The organism is Desulfotomaculum copahuensis (assembly GCF_001655685.1).
In the GTDB taxonomy this organism is placed as follows: Bacteria; Bacillota; Desulfotomaculia; order Desulfotomaculales; family Desulfovirgulaceae; genus Desulfotomaculum_G; species Desulfotomaculum_G copahuensis.
In genome coordinates, this window is record NZ_LYVF01000157.1 from 1 (window position 1) to 311 (window position 311).

A 311-nucleotide genomic window follows, 5' to 3' on the forward strand; every position below is an offset into this window, starting at 1 on the left:
GACGAAAACACTGCCAGGCCGAGATATAAGTCTGGCTGCCATTGAACAGGCGCTTCTTCTATGCGCCGGGCGCACGCGGCGAGTACTTCTTCATCCGGCATCTGGTTGTGCATCAACGGTACCAGCGGAATAATCCCCACCGGGCCGCGTTTTAATACTTCTTTTCCGGACAGGTCTGAAAGGTTAATTAACCGGTAGCTGAACTCCACCACAGTTAGGTCCAGACAGTCGAAACTGTAGGTATTCTTTTGCGGCCGGCCGGTCAGGTTGAGTACCACCGGGTAAACCGGCTTCTTAAACTCGCGGTGTTG

1 pseudogene is annotated in these 311 nt (G+C 53.7%); it reads right to left on the reverse strand.

Annotation, left to right across the window (positions count from 1 at the left end):
• A pseudogene (locus A6M21_RS09130) lies at positions 1 to 311 on the reverse strand (RpnC/YadD family protein); the annotation flags it as partial.